We start from the raw sequence: 3,926 nt of genomic DNA on the forward strand, positions 1-3,926 counted from the left end.
AGCCGCGGCTCGTGCCGCCGTCCTCGACCGCGCACCTCGCGACGCGGCTGGTCCTGCTCGTCGCGGTGCTGGCCTCGGCCGCGTACGGGCTGCTGCGGCCGGCGAGCGCCGGGGCACCGGGGTCGCAGGACGCCCCGCAGGTCCTGATCGCGCTCGCCGTCCTCGTCGCGCTCACCGCGACCATCATCGCGAGCCCCGAGCCCCGGTTCGCGACCCGGTGGGCGTGGTTCTGGCTCGCCGCCTACGTCTGGCCCGCGGCGGTCGCGTACCTGCTGCTGGAGCCGACAGCGGCATGGCGGCGCGAGCCGGTCCGGGCGCCCGGCCGACGGCTGACCGGCGGCTGGGCGTTCCTGATCGGCGTCCTCGTCGGCACTCCGCTCACCGCCCTGCTCGCCTGGCGCTGACGACCGACCGGTCGCGCCGCCGACCACGGCCCGGGCGTCGACCGGACTCGCGCGCCGACCCGGCGCGCGAGTCGCCGAGATAGGACCTCCGGCGCGAGATAGGACCGTCCACGGCCCTATCTCGGGCGCGCGGCCCTATCTCGGCGCGGAGTCTCGGCGCGGAGGACCCGACGCGCGGGTGTCGGCGCCGGGGTCACCAGCCGGCGACCTGCCGCAGCCCCTCGGCCGGCGTCAGCTGCACGAGCGAGAAGCCGCCCGCGTCCTCGACCTCGAGGCTCACCGCGACCGCACGGCCGCGCTGGTGCCGGGCGACCCACTCGAGCACCTCCAGCACGTCGCCGCCGTCGACCAGCCGCCAGCGCTCCGTCGGCGCACCGGCCGCCCCGAGGAAGTCCACGACGTAGACCGGGTGCTCCACCTGGACCCACGAGTACCGCGTCCCCACGTCCCGTACCGCCTGCATCCGCCGGACCCCTCTCGCGCGCGACCGTCGGGACCGAGTGTGCTGGCCGCAGGTGAACGCAGGGAGTCCGGGAGATGGGGGCTTGCTGGACTTGTCGCCATGCATCGTGTCGCGATATATATCGTCCATGGCGATGCGGCTGACCGAGCAGGCCTACCTGGTGCTGCTGGCCCTCGCGGACGAGCCGCGGCACGGCTACGGCGTCGTCCAGGAGGTGCGCGGGCTGTCCGGCGGCGCGGTCCGGCTCGGCGCGGGCACGCTCTACGGCATCCTCGACCGGCTGGTCGCGGCCGGGTACGCCGAGGGCTCGGGCGAGGTGGTCGTCGACGGACGACTGCGCCGGTACTACCGGCTCACACCCGAGGGGCACGACGCGCTGACCGCCGAGACCGCCCGGCTGACCGCGCTGACCCGGCGTGCCGACCGGCTGCTCGGCGGCATCACCCGCCCCGGGATCGCCTGATGGGCCCCGGGGTGGACCCCGCGTTCGCGCGGTCGGTCGGCCGGTGGCTGCGCGCGTACCCGCGACGGTGGCGAGCGACCCGCTCGGACGAGATCACCGCGGTGCTCGCGGACCTCGCGCCCGCGGGAGCCCGCCGGCTGGACCTGCGCTCGGGGCTCGGGCTGCTGGGCGCGGGCTGGGCGACGCGGTGGCGCGAGCACCCGCCGCTGCTCGCCTACCTCGGGTACGTCGCGCTGGAGCTGCGACTCGACCCGCGCTACCGGGACTGGGCGCGGGACGACATCGAGGGACCGTGGTTCGTCGTCCGGCGGTGGCTGGTCGCGTTCGCCGCGGTCGGCGCGATCGCCTGGCTCCCCGTCCTCGGCGGGGACCCGCCCCCGGTCGGCCTGCTGACGTGGTGGGCGCCGGCGATGCTGCTCGGCATCGCGGCGCTCGGCGGGCACTGGCGCACCCGGATGGTCGCCCGCCAGCTCGTCGTGCAGCCCGGCGAGCGGGTGACGCCGAGCGGCCGGATCCCCGGGGTCGTCGCGCGACCGCGGATCGAGGCGCGGTCGTGGCTCGCCGCGGCCCGGGTGGTCGCCCTGACCGTGCTCGCGCTGTGCGCCGTGGTGCTGGCGACCGCCCCGCACCGGGCGGGCGTCGTTCTCGACCGCGCCGAGGTCCAGCTCACGTCGGTGCCGATGTCGGCGGGTGCCCGCGCACTGGGCTTCGGACTCGCCGCACTGGGGGTGCTCGCCGGTGTCGCGCTCGCCCGATGGGCGGTCGGGACGCGGCTGCGCACCTGGCGACCCGTCCCCCAACCGTACCGGTGGGTGGTCCCGCTCGGTCCGCACGGTCGGACCCGGCTGGCGGCCGGCATCGGCGGCGGGGCGCTGCTGGCCCTGGCGGTCCCGGAGCTCGCCGCGCTCCTCGCCTTCCCGCTCGCGACGGTCGCGGCCGGCGCGCTACCGGTGCTGGCGGCGACCCGCCGGGTCGTGGCCGCGGGCGGGACCGGCGCCGTGTCCGGCGTGGACGTCGTCCGCGCGCTGCGCCGGCAGGCGGACCGCGCCGACACCGCGGTCGACGGGTACCTGCCCGCGGCGGACTGGCTGCGGGTCGGGACGGTCGTGCCACGACCCGGCGACCCGGTGCTCGCGGATCCCGCACCCGGCGGCGCCGTCGAGCGCCGGCGCTGAGCGGCGGAGCCGGCGGTCAGACGTCGGGCTGCGCCCGCCGCGTCAGCCGCGCACCGACCCCGCGCGCCAGGCGGTGCGACGGCCGCTCGACCGCGCGGAAGAACCCCTCGGCCAGCAGCAGCGACACCGGCACGGTGAGCAGCAGCACCGCGGGCGAGGTCCACCCGGTGAGGTAGCCGACCGCGACGACCACCGGCTCGTGCACCAGGTACAGGCTGAACGAGCGGGTGCCGAGCCAGCGCACCGCGGGGTGCCGCAGCGGCCGCGCCGGCGGTCCCAGCGCCGCGACGACCAGGAGCCCCGCACCCGCGGCCTGCAGGACGCGGGTCAGCGCGACGACGGCCACCGGAAGGTCCTCGCGGTCCCCGCCGAGATCGAGGAGCCAGTAGCTCGTCGTGAGCAGCACGGCGACGGCCAGCAGCCCGGCCCAGGCCGCGCGTCCCCACCGTCCGGTGACCTCGGCGACCCGGTCGCGACCGGCGGCCAGCACGCAGCCCAGCGCGAACAGCGGCAGCTGGTACAGCGCGCCGAGCGCGTACGGCTGGTCGACGGGGCCGGTCACCGCGCCGACCCACGCGAGCGCCGCGAGCGCCCCGAGGACGAGCGGCGCCCAGTGCCGCAGCCGCGTCGCGGCCAGCACGAACAGCGGCAGCAGCAGGGAGAACAGCACCTCCCAGCGCAGGGACCACAGCGCGGTCATCGTCGACCCGGCCGGCCCCACCAGCAGCACCAGGTCGCCGAGCACCCCCGCCCGCCCGAGGTCGCCGTGGAACGTGAGCCACGGGCTGAGCCCGGAGGTGTCGCCGACGGGCACGACGACCCGCAGCGCCACCGCCAGCACCACCGCCGCCCACACGGGCAGGTAGAGCCGGAGCAGCCGCTGCGGGTAGTACGGCGCCCACCGGTGCCGGGGGCGGGTCGCGGCGACGGTCAGCACGAACCCGCTGAGCACGAAGAACACCTGCACCGCGACCTCGCCGTCCCAGAGCAGGTGCAGCGGCGTCGCCGAGACCGCCTGGACGAGCGCGCTCCGCGGGGCCGCCGGGTCCTGGTGCACCGCCATCAGCGCGGGCGTGAGCAGGAGCGAGTGGTGCACCAGCACGACGAGCGCCGCGACGCCGCGCAGGCCGTCGAGACCCTGGACCCGGCCGCCGCCGGAGCCGTCCCCGCCCACCGGGACGCCCGGGCTCTGCCCGCGGACGGTCGTGGGGACGGACATCGGCACCTCCGCGTCGAGGGGCCGGACCGGGGCGCGTCGCCCCGGCGTCACGACCCGAGAGTCCGTTGATAGCCCGGATCTCCCGCGCGCATGTCCGTTTCGTACGGTTTTCGCCCGATCGGCGGCACCGGTTCATCCGCTCCGGGCCCCGCCGGTGGGCCGCAGTGGAGCGTTCTGCCCGACACGCGCCGGCGTGTCGGGC

5 protein-coding genes are annotated in these 3,926 nt (G+C 77.3%); 3 read left to right on the top strand and 2 right to left on the bottom strand.

Features of this window, described 5'->3' with window-relative positions; genetic code table 11:
- Nucleotides 1–404 (top strand): hypothetical protein (locus tag G6556_RS17575; protein ID WP_205693694.1); only part of this gene is annotated, 404 nt, incomplete at its 5' end.
- Nucleotides 405–597: 193 nt separating this feature from the next.
- Here the strand turns inward: G6556_RS17575 and G6556_RS17580 are convergent.
- Nucleotides 598–867 carry a hypothetical protein gene (locus G6556_RS17580; protein WP_166944266.1) on the bottom strand — a complete coding sequence of 90 codons (270 nt, stop codon included), beginning with the start codon at nt 865–867 and terminating at the stop codon, nt 598–600.
- Between the two features lie 127 nt (nt 868–994).
- Here G6556_RS17580 and G6556_RS17585 point away from each other — a divergent pair, with 127 nt between their 5' ends.
- Both G6556_RS17585 and G6556_RS17590 read left to right on the top strand, forming a co-directional pair.
- Entirely contained in the window at nt 995–1,330 is a 336-nt protein-coding gene (locus G6556_RS17585) for a PadR family transcriptional regulator (RefSeq protein ID WP_205693695.1), read from the top strand.
- A complete protein-coding gene (locus tag G6556_RS17590) occupies nt 1,330–2,505 on the top strand; it encodes a hypothetical protein (RefSeq protein ID WP_166944268.1) in 1,176 nt (391 codons plus the stop codon). Before G6556_RS17585 ends, G6556_RS17590 begins: the two co-directional genes overlap by 1 nt.
- Nucleotides 2,506–2,521: 16 nt before the next feature.
- Here G6556_RS17590 and G6556_RS17595 read toward each other — a convergent pair whose 3' ends face one another.
- Nucleotides 2,522–3,724: an acyltransferase gene (locus tag G6556_RS17595; RefSeq protein ID WP_166944270.1), complete on the bottom strand. Its 1,203-nt coding sequence runs from the start codon at nt 3,722–3,724 to the stop codon at nt 2,522–2,524.
- Nucleotides 3,725–3,926: the final 202 nt, after the last annotated feature.

The sequence above is a fragment of the Cellulomonas sp. IC4_254 genome (genome assembly GCF_011603975.1).
GTDB lineage: Bacteria > Actinomycetota > Actinomycetes > Actinomycetales > Cellulomonadaceae > Cellulomonas.

What these genes read in the sequence shown, in the direction of transcription:
- G6556_RS17580 (WP_166944266.1), bottom strand. Translation starts at nt 867, where the DNA reads ATGCAGGCGGTACGGGACGTGGGGACGCGGTACTCGTGGGTCCAGGTG.
- G6556_RS17585 (WP_205693695.1), top strand. Translation starts at nt 995, where the DNA reads ATGGCGATGCGGCTGACCGAGCAGGCCTACCTGGTGCTGCTGGCCCTC.
- G6556_RS17590 (WP_166944268.1), top strand. Translation starts at nt 1,330, where the DNA reads ATGGGCCCCGGGGTGGACCCCGCGTTCGCGCGGTCGGTCGGCCGGTGG.
- G6556_RS17595 (WP_166944270.1), bottom strand. Translation starts at nt 3,724, where the DNA reads ATGTCCGTCCCCACGACCGTCCGCGGGCAGAGCCCGGGCGTCCCGGTG.